Below are 23,196 nucleotides of genomic sequence, written 5' to 3' on the forward strand. Positions count from 1 at the left end.
TTAGAAAAAACTTGGCATGTACTATAACGCTAAATTTTATCGTTTCCTATAATATACATAAAAACCCCAAATGTAATCATCTGAGGTTTCTTGATAATATGTCTTCATGCATATGCGTACCATATATTAACAAGTTATTACTATGATAGATTTAGGGTGAAGGATGACATGTTTATATTTTTGTATACTTACTAATATTTAACAAAATACCTGCAGAGCAAAGAATTAATGTTAAGGAAGATCCTCCATAACTCAAAAATGGTAAAGTAATTCCAGTTACAGGAATTAGCCCAATGACAACACTAATATTAATCATTGCTTGGATTGCTAGCATGGACACGATGCCTAAAGCTAATAGACGGGCAAAACTATCTGGTGCTTCTAAAGATATTTTGATTCCTCTCCAAAATAACAAAAGAAATAATAAAATCACAACCGTACCGCCAATAAATCCTAATTCTTCACCCAAGATAGCAAAGATAAAATCCGTTTGGGGCTCTGGCAAATAAAAATATTTTTGTAAACTATTACCAAATCCTAACCCTAATAAACCACCTGGACCGATCGCATATAATGATTGAATAATTTGAAAACCATCTCCGAGTGGATCCTCCCATGGGTTCAAAAAAGCTGTAATCCTACTAATTCTATATGGCGCAGAAGCAATCAAACCAACAAAACCCACTAACCCTAGAGCTCCTAAACCAAAAAAATGAGATAATCTAGCTCCTGCAGTAAAGACCATCACCATACAAGTTAATACTAATACCATACCTGTTCCTAAATCCGGCTGTAACATAATTAAACCAAAAGCAGTAAATATTAATAGAATCGAAGGTAAAAAACCCTTTTTAAGCGATGTAATATATTTTTGATACTTGGCTAAGTGGGAAGCTAGGAAAATAATCAAACCTAATTTCATAAATTCGGACGGTTGAATACTAAATGCCCCAATTCCAATCCAACTTTGCGCTCCTCCCCTTACCATACCAATGCCAGGTATTAAAACAAGAAATAATAAACAGAAACAAACTAGTAAAATCAACTTCGCATACTTTTTCCATGTTGTATAAGGAACATTCATAATAAGCAACATAGCTATTACTCCAGTACCCGCGAATAACAGTTGTCGTTTTACATAATAAAGGGAATCAGAAAACTTATACGCTGACCAAACGTAAGATGAACTATAAACCATTACAACACCAATTACGAGCAACCCAATAATAACTCCCATTAAAATATAATCTGGTGAAGCATTTGTTGAACGGTTTGTTTTTTGTAACAAAAATAACACCCCACTTTTGAATATTACCAGGGGGTGTTTAAAAAGGATGCATCAATCATAGAAATGCGTCTAAGATCATTTTTGTTCGTGTTTGTAAAAAGAACCATCAACCAGTAAGTATTTTCATTTACCAAAGGCTTCGGAGTGGACAATAACATATGCCAAGGTAAGTAGTTTCCTGCATCATTCGATAATTACTGGTAAGCAACCTAACTTCTCAATACGTAAACAAGCATTTCCACATTGAAATAACTTCTAATTTCTTACATCCTTTTATTATCTATTAAACAAGCCCCTATACTAATGTATGCACGGCTTGTATAAATATGTCTCCTCTTTCTTCAAACGTGCGATATTGATCCCAGCTTGCACAAGCAGGCGATAACAATATGACATCATTAGGTTCAGATATTTCATAAGCTTCCTGTACTGCTGTTTGTACATTTTTAGTTATACGAATATTAGAAATTTGCGCTTTCATTCCCAAATTTTCTAGTTTTGAAGCAGTTTCTCCAAATAGTACCATTGCTTTCACATGCTTCATATATGGTAGGAGTTCGTCAAAACCGTTACCACGATCTAACCCTCCTGCAAGTAGAATAATAGGTTGATTAAAGGCTGATAAAGCTTTTTGTGTAGCTAGACAATTGGTAGCTTTTGAATCATTATAAAACAATCGCTCACAGTGATTTTCTACAAATTGTAACCTGTGTTTCACACCTGTAAACATACTTAACACTTTTTGAATTCCTTCATTTGTTGCTCCACTTAACTTAGCAGCTCCTACACTAGCTAAAATATTCTCGTAATTATGCAATCCTAATAAGACAATATCTTTACGTTCCATTATTTTTTCTTCTTTAAAATAGATCGCTTCGTTGTCAAGCCAAGCCCCCTCGCTCTGTTTTCTTTTAACAGAAAAAGGTATTTTTTGCGCTTTTGAAAGTTTAATAGCCTCTATTAAACTTTTATCTTCTGCGTTATAAACAAGAAAATCATCTTTCGTTTGGTTTTTAAAAATATTATATTTTGCTTGTTTATAGTTTTCCCATGTTTTGTGATAATCTAAATGAGCTTTAAATATATTAAGTAGTACAGCGATTTTCGGTTTAAACTGGTCGACACCCATTAATTGAAAAGAAGATAGCTCTAGTACAAGATTCTCATTTGGGTGCAAATTTTTTGCCACATCAGTTGCAACAATGCCAATATTCCCTGCAACTTTAACAGGTTTCTCACTTTGCTTTAGCATTTCAGTAGTCAAAGTCGTTGTCGTTGTTTTGCCATTAGAGCCTGTTATTCCAATAATTGGTCCGCTTGCCAATTGACCGGCTATTTCAATTTCAGTTATTACAGGTATCCCCCTTTGTTGCGCTGCTGTAACAATAGGGTTATCATAGGAAATACCGGGGTTTTTAACGATGACCTCTATCCCGTCTAGAACACGAATAGGATGGGAGCCAAGAATTAACTCTGCCCCCATCTCTTTTAATTGTTTTACATTTGCATCAGATTCTTTTGCATTTTGATCATTTATTCGCACTTTTTTTCCCTGTTCGAGTAATGTGGTTGCGGCTGCCGTACCGCTTTTCGCTAGCCCCAATACTAGAATAGACTCATAGGGGAAATGTATTAATTTTTTCAACTTATACCCACCTCAATATAAATTCCTAACGCAGCAAAAACAAGCCCTACTAGCCAAAAGGTTGTAACTACTCGCCATTCTGACCATCCCAAAAGCTCATAATGATGATGTAATGGGCTCATTTTAAAAACTCTTTTTCCAGTTGTTTTAAACGATATAACTTGTATGATAACAGATAATGTTTCAATAACGAACACGCCGCCAATAATAACTAAAATAATTTCAAGTTTAGTTAAAATAGCAATAATCGCAATTGCTCCACCTAAAGCTAAAGAGCCGGTATCACCCATAAAGACCTTCGCAGGGTGCGCATTAAATACTAAAAAGCCAAGTAAAGCACCAACGATGGCAAGCGCAAAGATAGCTACCTCACTTTGTGGATATCCATACAATGCTAACACGGCAAATGCACCAAACGCAATGGCAGCAGTACCAGCTAGCAAACCGTCTAATCCATCTGTTAAATTTACTGCATTAGATGCTCCAACAAGCATAACTATAATTAAAAGAGCATATGCCCAGCCAAGCTCTAATTGGAAGGTCGTTCCGGGTACAGATATATAAGTAGGAAAACCTTGTGCTTTTAAGACAAAATAAACAACCAGCGCAATAATAAGTTGCCCAAGTAATTTTTGTTTGGAAGTTAATCCGAGATTTCTTTTTTTCATTATTTTTATAAAATCATCCAAAAATCCAAGTAGCCCGTATCCTACTAACACGAACAACAAAATCCACATTTCATAGCTAACTCCAACTGGATTTATTTTCCAACTCATAATGAGAGAGGTGATAACAATACTGAATACAATCATAATCCCTCCCATTGTTGGCGTCCCGGTTTTTTTTAGATGGGATTTAGGTCCTTCTTCTCTAATACTTTGCCCAAACTTCAATCTACGCAAAAATGGAATAAAAATAGGAGATAAAAGGACGGTAATTAAAAACGCTATTAAAATAGTTACCATTAACATAGTGATATTCATTACTTTTCCTCCTTCGTTAGAAACCGTCCATCAATTCATTGACTATCGTTTTAATTCAGCTAAAATCGATTCAAATTTTAGGCCTCTCGATGCTTTAAATAAGATAATTGCCTCTTCATGTAAATGGGGTTTTATATCATGAAGCAATTCAGCCTTATTCGTATAATGTGCAGCAGAAATATTGCTTCCTTGTTCTATCACTGCGTCTGTAATATATTTAGAAGCTTCACCATATGTGTAGACATTTGTAATTGGATTTTCGATAACAGTAGCTACAGATCTATGAATCGCCTCTGTATGTGCTCCTAATTCTAAAATATCCCCTAAAACAAGAATTTTTTCAGAATAATCTTCAAGCTGTTTTATTACTTCAATGGCAGCCTTCATAGAAGTTGCCGAAGCATTATAAGCATCATTAATTAATGTCACACCGTTTTTTCCCTTTATCTTTTCAAAGCGCATCCCTGTCTTTTGAATATGATAAAAAGCCAATTGAATCTGTTCTACATCGATGTTCATACAAATTCCAACTGAAATTGCTAGCGTAGCATTTTTAGCATGGTGTTTTCCTAAAAACGGAATCGTATATGGCGTAGCTTTGTTTATTATAAACGATGTTGCGTTGTCTTGTATATGGACCTTTGTTATTTGATATATGTTATGTTCTGCAAAACCACAAGTAATCAACCTTTTTTGACCATGACAATGCTGCAATAAAGGTTCATCACCATCTATAATAAACGCTCCTTTATCGCTTAAGCCAAGTAAAATTTCTAATTTAGCCTTCGCTATATTTTCTCTAGAACCTAGAAACTCAATATGAGATTCACCAACATTAGTAATTATTGCATAATCTGGTTTAGCTATATTGGTTAATACTTTTATTTCCCCAGCATGATTCATTCCCATTTCAACAACTAAAACTTCGGTATCTGGCTTCATTGATAAGATGGTCAGTGGGACACCGATATGATTATTAAGGTTCCCTTGCGTATAATGAGTCCGATAGGTCGTTTGCATAATAGCTGCAACCATATCCTTCGTAGATGTTTTACCATTTGACCCCGTAATACCAATCACAACTGGGTTGATTTTCTCGCGATAGGCAGTAGCCAGTTTTTGTAAAGCAGCCAACGTATCTTCTACATAGAAGACCATTAATGAAGAAGATAGAGCTTCAGGAAGCTCTTTTTGCTTACTCCATAAAACGGCAATAGCTCCATTATCTACTGCTTGCAATACATAATCGTGACCATCAAAATTTTCACCACTGATCGGTACGAATAAACCATTGGTCATTTCTGTACGACTGTCGGTATAAACGCCATGAATCGTTTGTTGATTCACACTTCCTTTATAATCCAAAAACACATGAGTAAGCCAATTCACCGTAAACATTAGGCATGCTCCTTAGATAGAATGGCTTGACGAGCAACTTCACGATCGTCAAAATCATATTTTGTATGGCCTATTTGCTGATACGTTTCATGTCCTTTTCCCGCAATGATAATTACGTCACCTTCTGTTGCTTGCTTTATCGCTTCCTGAATAGCAACTTTTCGATCAGCAATAACCTCAAATGCTGTATCTTGATCTAATCCACTTGTCATATCTTCAAGAATAGCTAATGGATCTTCTGTCCTCGGGTTATCAGAAGTAAAGATCGGCTTATCAGCATACTTCACTGCTATTTCAGCCATCAAAGGGCGCTTCGTTCGATCCCTGTCACCACCACAACCAACGACGACAAAAACACGATTTTTAGCAAACTCCTTCACCGTCTGTAATACGTTCTCTAGCGAATCAGGTGTATGTGCATAATCTACAATAACAGCAAAAGACTGTCCTGCATTTACGGGCTCAAAGCGTCCATTAATGCCTTCAATTTGCTTAAACGCTTGTTGGATCGTATCCAAAGGGATATTAGAAGCTATCGCTGTAGCAGAAGCTGCTAACATGTTATAAACGTTAAACATTCCCATTAATTTGCTTTCAATTCGTATATTACCTACTGGAGTGATTAAATGAAAATGGGTTCCAGCAGCACCTAGTTCAATATCTTGCGCCATCACTTGGGAAGCTCGATGTATGCCATACGTTAACACTTGTTGAGCTGTACTTTGTTTTAGAAACTCGCTCGCCGCTTCATCCTGATTAATAATGGCGTATTTATGTTTAGTATGATTATAATTGTTACCCATTTGTGCAAACAAAAGGCTCTTAGCTCGCAAATAATCGTCCATATCTTTATGAAAATCTAAGTGATCCTGAGAAAGATTCGTAAACACAGCAATATCATAATTACAACCATGTACTCTCCCTTGAACAAGTGCATGAGAAGATACTTCCATAATCGCTTTATCTACATTCTGTTGAACCATTTTGTGAAATGTCTGTTGCAAAAAAAGCGCATCAGGAGTGGTGTTAACTACCGGATACGTCTCATCGCCAATTTTCGTATGTATCGTACCAATAACACCTGTTCTTTGTTTTGCTAACTGAAATATTGTTTCTAGTAAATAGGTTACTGTTGTTTTACCATTCGTTCCCGTTACACCAATTAGGGCAAGCTTGTCAGTCGGATTATCGTAAAATCTCACAGCAAGCATGGATAGAGCTCGATGTGTATCTGGAACTACTATAGTTGGTAGCTCCGTGTTCACAGATTTCTCTGCTATAATAGCTACTGCGCCATTAGCTTCGGCTTGAGGGACAAAATCATGACCATCCACCGTATATCCAGATATACATATAAATACATCTCCAGGCTCTACCTTACGTGAATCCATAACAATATGGTTAACGGTTAGATTTTCCATATGGTCTGTTGTGTGATAAAAAGGTATACTCCTTAATAATTGCTCTAAGTTCATTCGTAACATCCCATTCTTCATTAAATTATCTTATTATAACATTCTTCTTGTAAATGACTTTTAAGAGGGTGGAAACACCCTCTTTCTTTTTCGCCTATCTATTATAGCAAATTTAAATGTGTTTAACGATTATTTTCTGCTAAATAAACTCTAATTTTTGACCCTTGCTCCACTTTCGTCCCTGGTTTAGGCGCTTGGTCTACAATGTAGTCGCCATCACCACTTGTTTCAATGGATAAATTGGTCATATATTCCTGCAAATCTTTCTTCTTCATTCCCTTTACATCGGGCACCTCAATTTTGGGCTGTTCTGGCCATTGATAATCCTTTTCAAGACCTTCTGTTCGCGGTTTTACATCCATTGCCCTTAGGCTATCTCCAATAATTGTCCCTACCACAGGAGCAGCCACCACCCCACCAAATTGCACTGCATTTTTTGGATTATCTACAGCAACATATACAACAATTTCAGGATCATCAGCTGGGGCAAAACCGATAAAAGAAACGACATAGTTATTTTCCATATATCTTCCATCCGGACCAACTTTTTGCGCTGTTCCAGTTTTTCCACCTATTCTATAACCATCGACATATGCAGGACGACCAGTTCCTTGAGCTACTACACTTTCCAAAGCATGACGTATTTCATTGGAAGTATCTTCAGAAATAACTCTCCTTTTCATGGTCGGTTTAACTTGCTTTTGGACAGACTGATTCGTTGAATTAATCCATTCCTCTGCAATATACGGCTCATATAAGAATCCTCCATTCACCGCTGCAGATACAGCCATTACTTGCTGAATTGGTGTTACCGAAACACCTTGACCGAAAGCTGTAGTAGCTAATTCAACTGGCCCAACATTTTCAGGTTTAAATAAAATCCCAGTACCCTCTCCTTGCAAATCAATTCCTGTTTTCTTTCCAAAACCAAACAGATCAATATACGAAAATAGTTTATCTTTTCCTAGCATTTGACCAAGACTCACAAATCCTGGGTTACACGAGTTTTGCACTACTTCTAAATAGCTTTGGTGTCCATGCCCCCCACTTTTCCAACAATGTAATTTCGAACCTCCCACAGAGATATCGCCATCATCATGGTAATGGTCTTTATTTAAATCAACCACTTCTTCCTCTAATGCAGCAGCAAGTGTAATAATTTTAAATGTAGACCCAGGCTCGTACGTACTCCAGATTGGTAAATTACGGTCAAAAATATCCGAGTCCACTTCCTGATAGTTTTCCGGATGAAAGTTTGGCCTAGATGTCATCCCAAGTACACCACCAGTCTTCGGATTAACAGCAATGGCCACCGCACCATCTGGGTTATATTTTGAGGCAACTAAATCCAATTCTCTTTCCATAATCGTTTGCACGCGTGTATCAATCGTTGTTTTTAAATCAAGCCCATCTTCTGGTTCGGAATATATATCTGCTAAGCGTTCCAGTCTTCTACCTTTAGCATCAGAATAAAATGATAAACTACCTTTTTTACCGCTAAGTTGTTCATCATAAAATAATTCCAAGCCCATTAGACCTTGATTATCTATCCCTGCGAAACCGAGCACATGAGATAAATCATCTCCAAACGGATAATGACGTTTTGAATCTTTTGATAAATATACGCCATTCATATCTAATGTTCTAATTGCTAGCTCTTGTTTTTCGTTAATTTTTCTACCTTCTGGGTGAATATTTACACTTGAAGCATTCTTCGTAACATACTCAAACGCTTCATCCTCTGACATTTCTAAAATAGAGGCTAGTTTTTGAGCTGTTTTTTCAGCGTCATCTATCTGTCTAGGAACAACAACCACAGATGGAGCTGTTACATTTTCGGCTAGTACATCTCCATTATGATCAAGAATTTTTCCTCTTTCTGGTTCAAATTCAATATCTCGCGTCCATAATTCTGTAGCTTGTCCCATCAACTCATCGCCAATTACAAATTGGACATAACCTAAACGAATATCGATAATAACAAACACCAATATTCCAATAAGAAAAACAGTGACAATCCTCTTTTTTGTAGTCACAGCAGATACACGTTTCATACTACATCTCCTTTTTAAAGACATGCTTGTATCCACTATATGAATAATAAAAGAGGATTAGAACACTGTTCCTTTGTTATTTGTCGGTTTCTATAACGTATAGGAAGAAGATCCGCTCACTAATCTTTATTTTTTTTATTGTTTGGTGGCTCCAGCTCTATACCAAGGTAGTCTTTTGATTTAACAGCTGTTCCCGCTTTAATACTTTGCGTTTTCACATAACCATCACCAAACGTTTCTGTCTTTAATTCTAACAAACTAGACAGTTTTAGAGCATCGCGAAGTGACCAGCCGATTATGCTTGGCATCTTAGGCTTTTCCGTAATCATAATAATATGATCATTCGGCAACACTCGATCTCCTTTTTGTACATTACTTGAAACGACTTTACCTTTACCAACTGACGTTACACGTAATCCCTTTTTCATCAATTCTTGTTTTAGCGTTTCTGAACTCTTCCCTACGAGTTCTGGGATTTTTATATGTTTTATTTGATCTGATTCTTGTTTATCTGGATCGATATTTAAATAATGCAAGCCATTCTCCATGACATTTTTAAAAATAAATGCTACCGGGTCAGAACCCCTTTCCAAAGATCCATCTTCTTTTTCACCTAGCTTTGGTTGTTTAACAGATACATACATCATTAATTGAGGATCATCAATGGGTGCCATTCCTAAAAAGGAAAAAATATAATTTTCTCTACCTGTTAAATATCCACCTTTAGGATTAGGAATTTGCGCTGTTCCTGTTTTTCCACCAACTTTATAGCTTTCTAATTGGTAATCTTTACCTGTTGCGTGTTCCCCATTAACTGCTTGATCTAAAAGCTTCAGCACTTGTTGGGACGTTTTTTTAGAAATGGGTTCACCAACCACATCCGGTTTTTTTTCTTTTGTTGGCTTCTCTGTATTAGGGTTTGTAATCTTATTAATAATATAAGGTTTTAACATTCTCCCATCGTTGGCAATAGCAGTAGCCGCCGTCATTTGCTGTATAGGAGTCATGGTTGTACCTTGACCAAATGCTGTAGTTAACTTTTCTGCTGGCCAATTATATAATATTTTTCCAATCACTTCATTTGGTAGATCAATATTTGTCTTTTGATCGAAATGAAAGGCTTTTAAATACTCAAGATATTTATCAGATCCAATTTTTTCCCATACAAGTTTAGACGCGGCAACATTAGAAGAACGCTCAAAACCTTCATTGTATGAAATAGCCCCCCAACCGTTTCCACCATTATGATCACGAATAGGTGTTATTTGCTCATTGGGTTGATAGCGACCTGACTTATATGCTTCCGTTCCATTATAAACGCCTTCTTCTATCGCAGCCGCCCAAGTAAACATTTTCATTGTAGATCCAGGCTCAAATGGTGTCGATACAACATCATTATACCAATTTTCTACATTTTCAGGATTGTTCGGGTTATAACTTGGACGATTTCCCATTGCTATAACCTCTCCAGTTTTAGGATTCATCACTACTGCCGAAATACGTTCAGGTTCGTATTTCTTTTCGACTTGAGTTAAGGTATCTTCTAATAAAGTCTGTATTTTTTGGTCGATCGTTAAATAGATATTTCCGCCGTCCTCATTTTTCTTTACTATTTCTTTCGGATCAAGTAGTTTTTTATTATATTTATCACGTTGAAAAGCAATATAACCATCTTCTCCACTTAAATGTTTATCCATTTCTTTCTCAATTCCCGTAACACCTTGCATTTTTTGCTTTGTAGTACTTTCTTTCTGATCCTTTACTTCCATCTCTTTCGCAAAACCAATTATTTGGGAAGCAAAGGTACCATTCGGGTATGAGCGAACTGATTCTTCCCTAAAAAGAATCCCTGGTAAATGAAGTTCCTCAATTTCCTCTTTCTTTTGTAAAGACAAATCTCTACCTTTCTTACCAAATTCAACTTGGAAGCGATTGTTATCTATCCCTTCCTGCAAGCGGCCTAATATGTCTTTTTCCTCCATATCTAATAGAGGAGCTAATTTTTTTGCTGTTTTCTCTACTTGTTTAACATGTCTTGGTTCTTCTGCCCCATCAGAATATGTTTCATCGACTATTGCGTACATTCTGTAGCTTGTTTGATCGTAGGCAAGTGTCATTCCGTTGTTATCAAAGATCTTCCCGCGCTCTGCTGGGAGTTCATACGATGTTGTTCGTTGCTTGTCAGCCCATGCTTCTAAAGAAACCCCATCAATTTCTGCAGTAGCTTGTATATAAAGAAATCTTCCTGATAATGTTAAAAATATCCCCACAAAAAGAATGATAAAAATACCTGCCATAAAATGCGTTGTTTTGTTTTTCCTCATAACCTATCTATTCTCCTTGAATAATTATTCATCGATAGATTTTGCTTGCTTCACTTTTGCATCCTGAACTTGAAAACCGTTTTTCTTAGCAATGTCGATGATTCGCTCTGGTCGGCTCAACGAATTAATTTCATCTTTTAATAAATCATTTTCAGATTGTTGCACTTTCACTTTATTCTCTAGCTCTTGCATCTCGCGATTAATCGAGTCTGTGGATGAAGTAAATGAAACCATGTAGATACTGGCCGCTATAATGATTAGCCCAATAAGACTGTAAATAATTTTTTCACCTTTTGTTATCCAACCTTGCTTGGTAACTTTTACTGGAACCGATTGTTCCTGGGTCTTTTGCGGTTTTAGTTGCTCCCAGCTTCTTGCATGATTTGCACTCATTATTTTCTCCACCCTTCTTTATAAGTAAAATCGTCTCTCCATTCTGCTACTTTTTCAGCAACGCGAAGCTTAGCAGATCGTGATCTTCTATTTACATCCAGCTCATCCTCTGTTGCAACAATTGGTTTTCTTGTAACTAAACGAAAAGGGGCTTCATTTTCTTTTGGTAATACTGGTAAATTACGTGGAGTTTCTTTGTCTGTACTCCATTTTTTAAAAGCTTGCTTACAAAGTCTATCCTCTAAAGAATGGAAAGTGATAACTGCTATTCGTCCGTTTATTCCTGTTGCTTTTGCTGCTTGATGAAGCGCATCATTAAATACACCTAGTTCATCATTGACGGCAATTCTTAATGCTTGGAACACCCGTTTAGCTGGATGGCCGCCTTTACGTCGTGCAGGGGCAGGAATCGCTTCTTTAATTATTTCTACTAACTGATATGTCGTCTCAATTGGCGCTTTCTTTCTATGTTCTTCTATTTTTCGGGCGATTTGCTTAGAAAACTTTTCCTCTCCGTATTGAAAAAAAATCTTCACTAAAGCTTGATAATCCCAGTAATTAACTACAAAATAGGCGTCTAGCTTTTGCTGTTGATTCATCCGCATGTCTAACTTCGCGTTATGTTGATAACTAAAACCACGATCTCCTTTATCGAGCTGTGGTGAAGATACACCCAAATCAAATAAAACGCCATCTACTTTGTGAATATTTTCCTTTGATAATGCAACCTCTAGTTCACTAAAATTAGCGTGAATAAATCTTATCCGATCCTTATAAGGCTGCAAACGAATTTGTGCCGCCTGTAATGCATGGATATCTTGATCAAAACCAAGTAACAAACCATCTTTATTTAACATGGAGGCTATCACTTCTGCATGTCCACCGCCACCTAGTGTGCAATCTACATACACCCCATCTGGTTTGATGGCAAGCCCTTCTATGGTCTCATTTTTTAACACACTTTTATGTTCAAACATATAAACACCCTGTTCCTTTTCAAGCAAGTTAGTGGGTTAGTCCAATTTATTGCTAAAAAACTAACACAATGCTTTAGATATCAAAATCCATTAAGTTCTCAGCGATTTCAGCGAAAGATTCTTCAGAGTCTGTAACATAAGATTCCCACTGCTCACTGGACCATATTTCTATGCGATTCGAAACACCAATAACAACACATTCTTTTTCAATGCCTGCATAGTTTCGTAATGATTGTGGAATATTTATTCTTCCCTGTTTATCAATCTCACATTCAACTGCGCCAGAAAAGAAGAACCTTGTAAACGCTCTGGCATCTTTTTTCGTTAGTGGGAGTTTTTTTAACTTTTCTTCCAATATGTTCCATTCTTCCATGGGGTAAACAAACAAACATTGATCGAGCCCTCGGGTCACAACAAAGCTATCTCCAAGCTGGTCTCGAAACTTGGAAGGGACAATTATTCTTCCTTTTGCATCAATGTTATGTTGGAATTCACCCATAAACATATAGTCCGCCCCACCTTCGTATACCCTATATTACCACATCCCCCCACTATTCACCACCAATTTTTTCATTATTACTTTAGCTGGCTTAAAAATAGGTATTTGTACCTATTTAAATTAACAAAGAAAAGACTGCCATAATCATAATGACAGCCTTTTTTATACAATTTATTTCAAGTGGGAGAAAACAGCCCTCCAAAGCTAAGAACAAGCCCCTCTCAATAACAAAAATGTAAACTTATCTTTAACTCCTTGAATGAATAACTTAAAGGTAAATAAGATAGTGGGAATTGTTGAATGAATATGTATGCTGTAACAATCGATTCGCGAATGAGATACCATACATATTTAACCACGGAAGAGGATTCCAAATACGTTCTTGTAATCCATTTTCTGGGTGGAGCGTACTTTCCAGTAAATCAAATGTGGCTAAATCATTTTGATACTGTAATTGCAGTTCTTTTATTAAACGTTTTTCTAAGTATTGGATATGATTTTGAATATAGTCCAAGTTTTTATCTGCTAATGCCCCTAAATCACTCCTCATAGAAGCAGCTAGATGACGCACGGGGGCATGAACTTTAGTTATTTGTTCTTGTACTTCCTGAGTAATTTTTTTTATGGAAGGGTACGATGTTGTTGCTAGCCACTTCTCTTTTGCTTCACTCACACCTTCATTAATCACTTGTTCTGCACTTAGTTGACAATGGGATAATAATTTATCAGTCGTACGATCAATAATGGATAAAGATAACCTAGGTACCACTGGCGGCATTTTCATTTGCAAGTGATGAAACGCTGCCTTCAATGTAGACCAATAACTGATTTCACCAGGTCCTGCTATAAATGCAAGGTTGGGAAATAATTTTTCTTGCATTAAGGGGCGAGTAACTACATTATTATTTAATTTTTCTGGCGTATCTTTAGCAATTTGCTTTAGTTGTTCCGTTGTAAAATATATACTGTTCTGTTTGTTCGTCCATCCTTTTTCCTTCGATCGTTGCAGCAATATGCGCTCACCATTCTCATAATAGAACAAATGGCCATCTACAGGTGTCGCAGGTAGATTTACGGTGTAGCCTAAAGAGTGTAATTGATCTAAGGAATCGCACACCGCTTTACTTATCTCTGGTTGATTTTCCACCATTTCCACAAAGTAATCACTTTCTAACTGGCGTACAGACTTATTTCCAGAATCGATTAGTACTACCCCTTCTTTAGGAAATAGGCAGAAAATAAGTTTAGCAAAGAAATCAACAAATGTATTAGAAGATGATAAACAGCTATTTATTTCATGGTACAACGTTTTTGTATGATTCGTCTCGCCTAATTGTTCAAATAATTTATCTAGCCACTGCTTCAGTTTCGCGTGATCCATTTCCATATCCGTCAAAGATGTTTTGGTGTGCACTTGTTGCTTTAATATGTGTTTTTGCATTTGATGTTCTTTACACATATAAACATGATTCACTTCTGCAAAATCATGATCTTCCCCTGCTATCCAAAAAACAGGTATGACTGGTACACCTAACGCCACTTCCTGTTCCCTTGCTAGCTGAATAATTGAAATCAGTTTATTAATCGTATATAGCGGCCCTGTTAGGAGACCTGCTTGCTGCCCACCGATAACGGTCACAGCTTGTGACTGGCGTAATCTTTGAATGTTTTTTTGCGTGCTTTCAGGGGCTTGCCATTGTTTGTTTATGGACTGTAAAACATCACATAACTCCTGACGCTTAAAAACGTTTTTTTGCAGATCATGATACCTATGCTTCCATTCACCGAATGCAGCGTAATCAAAAAACGAATGAATACTCGCCTCATTATTACGATAATCTTTCATTAAATTACTTTGTTGCTTTAAATTTATAGGTTCGATCCGCATCGATTCAAGCTCCTTTATATGTAATCTCCTCCATGTATTGTACATAATAATTTTAAAAATTTCATGCGATCTGTTCGAGCTTGCTTCAGAAGTCTATTTGAAGAAGCCATAGAAAATATAGGACTTCTATGGTTAACAGTATAAGCAAGACGATGACGTTTCAATGCCATAAAACTTGGCGATAGTCAAGTTTTTCTAATAGTATCAACTTAAAAAATCATTATTTCCTACACAGAAAAAAAGATACGTTGTATGATCCCTGTAACAATTAACAGTCCATATAACGTAATAAACAGTAAAAACATCAGCCGCCACACTAATCTAATAGCCTTACCTAAAAGGACTTCCGTTCCCTTCCTCCACTGAAAAATAAGCACACCCACCAAAAGGAGTAGCAAAAGAATAACAATAGCACCCGTCAACGATATGCCTATAACCATGTCTATCATTAATGTTACAGCTACTAAGTATAAAGGAGTAGTTACATATACTGCCAGGTGAAAAGATTTGATTTTTTGCTCTGTTAACTTATAACTACAAACATACACAATCCATGTCGCTAAAAAAGGTAGAGAAATAAAAAAAGCAATAATATATATAATTCCAATCATCATAATATCTTTTCCTCCAATATACCGCTGCTGTTATTATACTAATAGAAATACTTTAATTCACCTTTTTTCTATAAATAAGAACAGAAATGTGTTCAACAAATATGAATGCGCTTCACTTTATTTTCATCTTTGCTTTTTTTATATTATAATAAATTCATAGAAAAGCAAAAATAATTCTTCGAAAAACCGGGTTTAAGCCAAGGCATCATGGTGGAACTTGTAGGTTTTTCTTATACTATAGTGCAAGTTTTAAACTTTTATATAGTGTGAAAAGAGAATTATTTTATTTGCAAGGGGGTAGAAAGATGGACAAAGTGAAAGTTGAAAAGCTTTTGATTAATTATAAAACATTGGAGAAGTTTAAACATTTTAAAGAGTACGGTAATCAAGAATTATCTATGTTAGAAGATCTGGAGAATAATTTGGTGGAAAACCAAAGTGATTCACCTTTTTACGGAATTTATATTGGCGACAGTTTAATTGCTCGTATGAGCCTCTATAAAGTCAATCGAAAGTATGACTTTTATTTTGACCCACCTCAAGATTATCTAACTTTGTGGAAATTAGAAGTTCTTCCAGAATACCAAGGAAAAGGATATGGCAAAGCGTTAGTAGATTTTGCGAAAAGTTATCAATTACCAATAAAGACAAACCCTAGAATTAACTCTTATGCTTTTTGGGAAAAAATGGGCTTTCAAAAGGCACAGTACAAAATGGAACGAGATTTGGGAGAAAACCCACTGATTTGGATGCCAGTAGGTGTGAAAGAAAACCACACAAAGGAGCAAGATGAAGCTTAGAAAAACGCGGCTTACCGCCACATCTTTATGGCGGAAGCTGTAGTTTTTCTTATACTATAGACCCTAAAACCTTTATACTTTCCTATAGTGCTAGTAAAGAACTTGAGACATGAATTATCTTGCATTCATGTCTTTCGTTCCTTTTTCCAGTTGTACATAATGGAATATAGATAATGCCAAATAGAGGCCATTCACTCTTGGTTAGGCTTTTCAGTAACAACAGATTTCAATAAGGTAGCCATCTCTTGCCATGCCTTGTCATAGCGAAGCAAAATATATTTTAATTCCTCGTTTTCTTTCTGTAGTTTTTTCAGATGTAATTCATGTTCATTCAGATGCTCCGATGCAATTTGTTCATTCCCAGCTTTAATTCTTTCTAATAGCGAAATGACAGTTTGAAGCGGATCTTGGCTCCCTGATTCTGGAACAGGCCAGCTATAATTAATATTTTCACTCTTACGCTCCTCTTTTGCTCGTTGAACCTCATTTTGATATTGTTTTCGAATCGTTGCATTCCATCTAAATCCACAGGCTGCAGGAGTTCTAGACAGTCTATGAGCTACTTCTCTAAATGCTTCCAACTGGGTCTTTCCTTCTTTTATATAACGTAGAACGGTTTCTGCTAATAGGACATCCTCATCTTTCGTCCATGCGTCTTGTCTTGTAACATTCATAACACCCCTCCTTATACATTTGCTATCAATGTATGCAAAAACTAGGAGTGGTAGAATAAAAGGTTTGAGTTTTTCTTTAAAAATTATCCGTAATTTTCTCCAAAAGATCATTTCTGCGCAAGTGAAGCTACAAATTACAAAAGTTATAATCCATTCCATCAGATAATAAACTAGGCACATGAAAATATTAGAGAACTTTGATTCTCCCCAAGTCTAATGGTGAAAGATTTTATTTTTCTTACACTATAACCGACCAAAAAATTTTTATACGTTCCTATAGTGGAACAAATAACATGTAACAGATACGTTTATTATATTCCAGCTAGAATAAAAGGCAAGCCACGTTTGTGACCTGCCCTAATCTTGCAATGCATATGAAATGAAAAAGATCCAAGAATTATAAAGTTTCTCAGATCTTTGACTCAACATGCTAGAATTACATTTATTATTGGCTGACTACTTCTTTACCATCGTAGTGACCACATGCTTTACAAACGTAGTGCGGTTTCGTCAACTCCCCACAATTTGAACATTCTACCATGCCAGGCACATGTAATTTTTTATGTGTACGACGTTGGTTTTTCACCTTTTTTGAAGTTCTTCTTTTAGGTACTGCCATGACTTACACCTCCTTCATAGAAAGATAAGATAAACTTAATCGTTCTTCTCATCCTTATTAAACAATGATTCCAATTTCCTAAAACGCTCATCTATTGATTTTGCGTTATTTTGTTCAGAAGTAAATTGCCAGCCTTTACCTTCTGTTAAATAATCAGGTCGACTGTTTTCTTCCTCTGAAAATACGCGATACGGAACCTCTAGCAAGATATTTTCCTTAATTAACGGGGTTAAATCAAGCACCTCGCCATCAATTGGGTGAATTTCAGCTTCGATTTCAGCTTCCGATCTATATAACGACGTTGTAAATACTTCATCTGTTTGGATAGCAAACGGATAATGAACATCTTCTAACGTTCGGGCACACGGAAGCACCATTTCACCATGAATACGTAAGGAAAAAATAATATTATCTCCTTGAAAAAAACACGTTCCTTGAACTTCTACTTCGCCAATATGACGAATATCGTTGTTCATCTCTTCCAATTCGGAAACATCTTCCGTTTCTGAAAAAGTAAAAGGTTCCTTATAAGCATTCTTCTTTAATTGAGCTAACGCAAATTTCATAGTTCTCACCTCAAGGCAACAAGAGTAATTTTAAAAGAAAAACATGATTTTGTCAACATATTCTCTTTACACATTTGCTATCTTACCCAATTCTATTCCACTATAACATATAGATAAACGAGACACACACTTATCATTGAAACTGTATGTATCAAGTTTTTCTCTAATTAGTTTTAAACCAATTGTTTTGCGTTATAGTAAAGTATACGTTTTTTTGGGTTTATAGTATAAGAAAAACCATGCATGCAAAATGCAGCTAGCTTAACCATACCAAGTGTGCTATATTTGCTCTAAATAACCCATACCCTAACAGCTACTGCGCGATTGCTGGTCTGCTTTTTCTATCACGTTCTACAAACCTAGAACCTGATATTCCTTTGTTTCTGTTTCATTCATATAACCTTATGAGAAGGCCCCTGTCAAAATATGCGTGCAAGCTAAGCATACGTTTTATAATGAAGCACCTTCTCTTTTTCCGCTAGAAATTAGTCTTCATATCCGACCAAGAAATATTTTCATATCGTGAAATTCTTATGTTCAGTTAGCTTTTCTAATTCACTGATTTCATACATGCACATATCATCTTATTCTGATAAAATTAAAAGAAACTTAGATCCTTTAAGATTTTATCAACAAAACAAATGGTTGATAATGTATTTTGTACGTATTTAAACAGATAATTAAGAACTATTGTAGGAGTTGATAAAATGAACGCATGCGGATTAATTGTTGAGTACAATCCTTTCCATAATGGACATGTTTATCACGTACAACATGCAAAAAAACTAGCTAAAACAGATTGTATCATCGCTGTTATGAGTGGCTCGTTCTTACAACGTGGAGAGCCAGCAATGATAGATAAATTTCATCGAGCAAAAGCTGCTCTAAAAGAAGGCGTTGATATTGTAATTGAACTTCCTTACACTTTCGCCGTTCAAAGCAGTGAGTTGTTCGCGAAAGGAGCAGTTCTTGCACTACATGCGCTACAAGTTTCCAGTATTTGTTTTGGCAGTGAATCAGGAGACATTAACCATTTCAAAGAAAGTTACCAAAAGCTAACGAAAAATATGGATACATACCAAGTTGCACTTAAACAGAATTTGAATAGAGGGTTAGCTTTTCCTGAAGCAAGCAAAAACGCGTATGAAATAATTGGGCTTTCCTCTATGAATTTAACTCAACCAAACAATATACTAGGCTTTAGCTATTTGAAAACAATTTATGACTATCATTTACCTATTCAACCACTGACCATTCAACGAACGCAAAGTGGTTATCATGATAAAACCATTTATGGATCCATTGCAAGTGCTACGAGTATTCGAGAAGCGATACAAAAAGAAGATTCGATTACTGCATCTATTCGCAATGCCATCCCGCAAACAATGTATGAACAGTTAATTACTTATAAACGAACAGCTTCTACTTGGCATACATGGGAAGCATATTTCCCTTTGCTTCACTATCGTGCTTCAACGATGAGCGCTCAGGAACTTTCTTTGATCCAAGGTGTAGACGAGGGGTTAGAGTATCGCATTAAAAAAACCGCGAAACATGCCCATACATTTCAAGATTGGATGGAAAAGCTAAAAACAAAAAGGTATACATGGACACGTTTACAACGCATGTGTGTACATATCTTAACCAACACAAAAAAAAGTGACATAGAAGCGTTATATAATTTAACTGCCATACCGTATGTACGTATTCTCGGTTTTACGAAACAAGGACAAAAATACTTGCACGAGCGAAAAAAGACCTTGGTAACGCCTATTATCCATCAAATGAGCCGAAACATGCATCCAATGCTACAAATGGAAGAAAAAGCAAGCAACGCCTATTATAGTATTTTGCCCATAGCGATAAAACAAAACTTGCTCAAGCAAGAGCGCTCCCCTCTATGTAGCTAAGATTAGAAAAACTTGGCTTATCACCAAATTTTTATAGCAGAACTTTTCGTGGGAATTTCTTAAAGAAAACAAAAGACCTACCCTTCAAACATACTCGGGGCAGGTCTTTTCACTATTTTAATCCTTCTAAATAAGTAATCGCGTCCGCAAACGTGTCTACTGGTACAATTTCCATATCCGTTTCAATTTCTTTTGCTTTTTCTAAAGCAATTTGATAATTGGACCCTTCTTTTCCTTGTTCGTTAGGAGCAAAGAATACATCTACCCCTTCCCTATCTGCAGCAACTACTTTTTTGTCAATGCCACCAATGCGATACACATTGCCATCATAATCAATTTCTCCAGTACCTGCAATTTCATAACCGTGTGTAATGTCCTCTTCTGTCAATTGATCATAAATTTCCAATGCAAACATTAAACCGGCACTAGGACCACCAATCTGGCCACTAGAGAACTTCACTTCTGGATCAACAGAAACAGCACGATCTGTTACTAATTGAATGCCAATGCCAGGTTTATTATCTAAATCTTTTACTGCTTCTAAAGTAATTGATTCCGTCATCGTTTTTTCTTCCCGGACAAATTTCACAGTTATACTGTCACCAACTTGCTTCGTTTCAATATAATCGAGCAAATCATCAGCTTGGTTCACCTTCTTATCGTCTATCCCTATAATGCGATCGCCCAACTCTAATTTACCTTCTGCCGGCATGTTTTCTACAACCATTGCAACATATACCCCGTTAAAATCAATGGAAATATCCTTATCCGCTGATTGGTAGGCTACCACCGTGGAAGCCTCTTGAGAATTTTCCATCATTTGTAACTGTACGTGCATATATTCATCATCTGTGATCCCTTCAGGAAATACTTCATCAATCGGTAGCACATCATGATGAGGTAATATTTTCGCCAAAAGAAACTGCATAGGGGTGGCTTTAGCACCACTAACTGTTACTAAATGCATATCTCCTTCACTAGCAAAACCATCTTCAACTTTAACAATCGGGTTGAGGGCATCAGCTCCGCCAGGTTTGTAAATATAATACGGTAATTGAAATATTGCTAAAAAATATACTGCTACGACAACCAACAATATATGTATAATATACTTTTTTTTCATTGTCTTCCCTCCGCATACGAATTCTTACCCTAATATAGTGATATCTAACATCCACTCCAAATATGTATGCGTTATATCACAACATGCTGCAATTCTTTTCCATAGGCTTTCTCCTTAAATGCAAGATAATCGCTCAACGAAAAACTCAAATCTTTACCCCAACTTTTAAAAACAATTTTCAAAGGAAATATTGCATTACTTATGAAAGTATTGGCATAAAACCATGATACTAAAGCGTATATTTAAGTATACTCGTATTTGATAAACTTTCTTACCGCTAATTCTTTATGAAGGAAGCTACCGTTTTTCTTATATTACTACCCTTAAAACTTTCTGCTTTATATATAGTACAAAAAACCGAGTGAACATATTTACACAAGAAACGATATTCCAATTTTACTACTAACCTTTAAATAAGTACAGAGTAAGGAAAAAATGGTGGGAGGCACTACTTTTGACACAAATATTAAAAACAATCCTTTATTCTATGACCACTATATTTATTGCTATATCTTTAATAAGATTTCCAGATCAATCATTGGAAGCAAGTATTCGCGGATTAAATCTTTGGTGGGAGGTCGTGTTCCCTTCGCTACTTCCATTTTTCATCATCGCTGAACTGCTAATTAGTTTTGGTGTCGTTCAATTCATAGGTGTTTTATTCGAGCCCGTTATGCGCCCTTTGTTTAACGTACCTGGTACAGGCAGTTTCGGTTGGTTTATGGGCATGGCTAGCGGCTACCCGACAGGAGCCAAGATAGCTACTCGTTTAAGGGAAGAACAACAATTAACAAGAATTGAAGCCGAGAGATTAATAGCTTTTACAAATGCGTCAAGTCCACTATTTATTTTCGCTGCTATTTCTGTAGGTTTTTTTCAAAATGCTTCTTTAGGCATTTTACTTGCAGTATGTCATTATTTGGGTAATACATTTGTCGGAATTTGCATGCGTTTTTATGGAAAAAGGAAGGACCGGTCTCAACAAGAAAGGATAGATGAAACGCCCAACTATTCTATACGTAAAGCTTTCTCCGCTATGCATCGTACAAGATTGGAAGATAAGCGTCCATTGGGAGAAGTTCTAGGTGATGCAGTGGTTCATTCTGTAAAAACGTTAGTAATGGTTGGTGGATTCATTGTATTATTCTCTGTATTGACGAAATTACTTTTTTTAACAGGCATTTCTGCTTTTATCGGTCAGTTTTTAGGAGATTTATTAACTTTCTTTTCTATATCAAGCGATTTTGGTTTACCTATACTTTCCGGTCTGTTTGAAATTACCATCGGTGTTCAGAGTATCTCGGTTGTTCAAGATACATTATTTTTACAAGCAGTTTTTGTCAGTTTTATACTTGGCTTTAATGGATTTTCTGTCCAAGCTCAAGTAGCGAGCATTCTTGCTAAAACAGATATCCGATTTGCCCCATATTTTTTTGCCCGTATTCTTCACGGTCTATTTGCAAGCATATTAACGATTCTTCTGTATAAACCTTTATATATTGACCGAAAAGTTTTTGATATGCATGTAGTACCTGTACATCTTGATGTGCCTGAGAATACATGGAGTGTAATTTTGGAAAAATTAGTAGCCATTGGGCCGTTAGTAACAATCGTTTTTATTGGATTTTCGCTGTTCCTCTTATATAACCGAAGACAAAACTGATTGGAAGCAGGAGAGTGTAAACAGTCTTCCAGTGGGGGAAAAGATTGCATTTTACGGCTTCTATTATCACGCGGATTGTAGTAGTCTGAACAAAGGCTCGGGGCGCCCGTTTAACAACGTAGCGAGTGGAACGAGTCAACAAAAGTTTTAGGAATTATGCTCCTGCAACAGGAGTATGCCTTCGCCCTCCGGCAAGCCCGTCTTTAGTCGACCTTCCTATTTAGAACGAACCGATGATGACTTAGCTTAGAGCAATGGAGTGAAGTCGCCTAGTTGCTGGGCGCTGGACGTGGCTAAATAACT

At 36.3% G+C, this 23,196-nt stretch carries 19 protein-coding genes; 3 read left to right on the plus strand and 16 right to left on the minus strand.

Annotated elements, in window-relative coordinates; genetic code table 11:
- Positions 1-172: 172 nt before the first annotated feature.
- The 12 genes from spoVE to BUB45_RS03460 form a co-directional block, all read right to left on the minus strand.
- The gene (gene spoVE / locus BUB45_RS03405; protein ID WP_073005716.1) at positions 173-1,237 is read right to left on the minus strand and encodes a stage V sporulation protein E; all 1,065 of its coding nucleotides are present in this window, start codon (positions 1,235-1,237) and stop codon (positions 173-175) included.
- A 346-nt stretch (positions 1,238-1,583) separates the two neighbouring features.
- Positions 1,584-2,933 carry a UDP-N-acetylmuramoyl-L-alanine--D-glutamate ligase gene (murD, locus tag BUB45_RS03410; RefSeq protein WP_073005260.1) on the minus strand — a complete coding sequence of 450 codons (1,350 nt, stop codon included), beginning with the start codon at positions 2,931-2,933 and terminating at the stop codon, positions 1,584-1,586.
- Positions 2,930-3,916 carry a phospho-N-acetylmuramoyl-pentapeptide-transferase gene (mraY, locus tag BUB45_RS03415; protein WP_073005262.1) on the minus strand — a complete coding sequence of 329 codons (987 nt, stop codon included), beginning with the start codon at positions 3,914-3,916 and terminating at the stop codon, positions 2,930-2,932. Before mraY ends, murD begins: the two co-directional genes overlap by 4 nt.
- Before the next feature lie 42 nt (positions 3,917-3,958).
- Positions 3,959-5,314, minus strand: a complete 1,356-nt coding sequence (locus tag BUB45_RS03420) for a UDP-N-acetylmuramoyl-tripeptide--D-alanyl-D-alanine ligase (protein ID WP_073005264.1) — start codon at positions 5,312-5,314, stop codon at positions 3,959-3,961.
- Positions 5,314-6,789: a UDP-N-acetylmuramoyl-L-alanyl-D-glutamate--2,6-diaminopimelate ligase gene (locus BUB45_RS03425; protein WP_073005275.1), complete on the minus strand. Its 1,476-nt coding sequence runs from the start codon at positions 6,787-6,789 to the stop codon at positions 5,314-5,316. The genes BUB45_RS03420 and BUB45_RS03425 overlap by 1 nt, the downstream gene beginning before the upstream one ends.
- A 122-nt stretch (positions 6,790-6,911) precedes the next feature.
- Positions 6,912-8,843: a stage V sporulation protein D gene (locus tag BUB45_RS03430; RefSeq protein ID WP_073005277.1), complete on the minus strand. Its 1,932-nt coding sequence runs from the start codon at positions 8,841-8,843 to the stop codon at positions 6,912-6,914.
- Between the two features lie 119 nt (positions 8,844-8,962).
- A complete protein-coding gene (locus tag BUB45_RS03435; protein ID WP_073005279.1) occupies positions 8,963-11,167 on the minus strand; it encodes a penicillin-binding protein in 2,205 nt (734 codons plus the stop codon).
- A 24-nt stretch (positions 11,168-11,191) separates the two neighbouring features.
- Entirely contained in the window at positions 11,192-11,560 is a 369-nt protein-coding gene (gene ftsL / locus BUB45_RS03440; protein ID WP_073005281.1) for a cell division protein FtsL, read from the minus strand.
- Positions 11,560-12,537 (minus strand): 16S rRNA (cytosine(1402)-N(4))-methyltransferase RsmH, encoded by a 978-nt coding sequence (rsmH, locus tag BUB45_RS03445; protein WP_073005283.1) that lies wholly within the window; start codon positions 12,535-12,537, stop codon positions 11,560-11,562. The genes ftsL and rsmH overlap by 1 nt, the downstream gene beginning before the upstream one ends.
- Before the next feature lie 73 nt (positions 12,538-12,610).
- Positions 12,611-13,042 carry a division/cell wall cluster transcriptional repressor MraZ gene (gene mraZ, locus BUB45_RS03450; protein ID WP_073005285.1) on the minus strand — a complete coding sequence of 144 codons (432 nt, stop codon included), beginning with the start codon at positions 13,040-13,042 and terminating at the stop codon, positions 12,611-12,613.
- 262 nt (positions 13,043-13,304) lie between these two features.
- Positions 13,305-14,924 carry a bacillithiol biosynthesis cysteine-adding enzyme BshC gene (bshC, locus tag BUB45_RS03455; protein ID WP_073005287.1) on the minus strand — a complete coding sequence of 540 codons (1,620 nt, stop codon included), beginning with the start codon at positions 14,922-14,924 and terminating at the stop codon, positions 13,305-13,307.
- A gap of 227 nt (positions 14,925-15,151) precedes the next feature.
- Positions 15,152-15,538, minus strand: a complete 387-nt coding sequence (locus tag BUB45_RS03460; RefSeq protein ID WP_073005288.1) for a DUF3397 domain-containing protein — start codon at positions 15,536-15,538, stop codon at positions 15,152-15,154.
- A gap of 305 nt (positions 15,539-15,843) precedes the next feature.
- On the opposite strand from BUB45_RS03460, the gene BUB45_RS03465 reads away from it, so the two are divergent.
- Complete coding sequence (locus tag BUB45_RS03465; RefSeq protein ID WP_073005290.1) at positions 15,844-16,338, plus strand: N-acetyltransferase; 495 nt, start codon at positions 15,844-15,846, stop codon at positions 16,336-16,338.
- A gap of 191 nt (positions 16,339-16,529) precedes the next feature.
- On the opposite strand, the gene BUB45_RS03470 is transcribed toward BUB45_RS03465, so the two are convergent.
- The 3 genes from BUB45_RS03470 to BUB45_RS03480 form a co-directional block, all read right to left on the minus strand.
- Positions 16,530-17,012 (minus strand): RsfA family transcriptional regulator, encoded by a 483-nt coding sequence (locus BUB45_RS03470; protein WP_073005292.1) that lies wholly within the window; start codon positions 17,010-17,012, stop codon positions 16,530-16,532.
- 445 nt (positions 17,013-17,457) lie between these two features.
- Positions 17,458-17,631: a 50S ribosomal protein L32 gene (gene rpmF / locus BUB45_RS03475; RefSeq protein WP_073005294.1), complete on the minus strand. Its 174-nt coding sequence runs from the start codon at positions 17,629-17,631 to the stop codon at positions 17,458-17,460.
- A 35-nt stretch (positions 17,632-17,666) separates the two neighbouring features.
- Positions 17,667-18,197, minus strand: a complete 531-nt coding sequence (locus tag BUB45_RS03480; protein ID WP_073005296.1) for a YceD family protein — start codon at positions 18,195-18,197, stop codon at positions 17,667-17,669.
- 707 nt (positions 18,198-18,904) lie between these two features.
- On the opposite strand from BUB45_RS03480, the gene BUB45_RS03485 reads away from it, so the two are divergent.
- Positions 18,905-20,107: a nucleotidyltransferase gene (locus tag BUB45_RS03485; protein WP_073005298.1), complete on the plus strand. Its 1,203-nt coding sequence runs from the start codon at positions 18,905-18,907 to the stop codon at positions 20,105-20,107.
- Between the two features lie 112 nt (positions 20,108-20,219).
- On the opposite strand, the gene BUB45_RS03490 is transcribed toward BUB45_RS03485, so the two are convergent.
- Complete coding sequence (locus BUB45_RS03490; RefSeq protein WP_073005300.1) at positions 20,220-21,230, minus strand: SepM family pheromone-processing serine protease; 1,011 nt, start codon at positions 21,228-21,230, stop codon at positions 20,220-20,222.
- A gap of 454 nt (positions 21,231-21,684) precedes the next feature.
- Here BUB45_RS03490 and ylbJ point away from each other — a divergent pair, with 454 nt between their 5' ends.
- Positions 21,685-22,893, plus strand: coding sequence for a sporulation integral membrane protein YlbJ (gene ylbJ / locus BUB45_RS03495; RefSeq protein ID WP_170861698.1), 1,209 nt, complete (start codon positions 21,685-21,687; stop codon positions 22,891-22,893).
- Positions 22,894-23,196: the final 303 nt, after the last annotated feature.

Source organism: Virgibacillus chiguensis, assembly GCF_900129865.1.
GTDB classification, from domain to species: domain Bacteria; phylum Bacillota; class Bacilli; order Bacillales; family Amphibacillaceae; genus Virgibacillus; species Virgibacillus chiguensis.